General features: G+C 41.4%; 1 pseudogene. It reads left to right on the top strand.

The window, feature by feature from the left end:
• Positions 1–297 (top strand): annotated as a pseudogene (locus HMPREF3046_RS08840) (hypothetical protein); the annotation flags it as partial.

The raw sequence follows: 297 nt of genomic DNA, 5'->3' as shown, positions 1-297 counted from the left end.
TGATGACAATGCGACACCAGCACAAGTAACAGTGGCTATCGCAAAAATTGACGCGGTACAACTTAAGTTAGACAATGCCATTAGCTTACTTCACGACAAAGAAAATAACAGCGAATTAGTGAAAGCAAAAACAAAATTAGATGCAGCGACTAGCGAGGAAGATCCAACGCCAGGAATGACGCCAGCAACAGCAGATAATTATAGAGCGAAAAAAGCAGAAGCAGAACGAATTAGTTCAGAAGCTCAAGGTGTGATTAATAACGGTGATGCGACAGCTGAAGAAATCAGAGATGAGAA

The sequence above is a fragment of the Staphylococcus sp. HMSC070D05 genome (assembly GCF_001815595.1).
Classification (GTDB): domain Bacteria; phylum Bacillota; class Bacilli; order Staphylococcales; family Staphylococcaceae; genus Staphylococcus; species Staphylococcus hominis.
The sequence above is the reverse complement of the archived record's forward strand: the minus strand, read 5'-3'. Positions and strand labels throughout refer to the sequence as shown.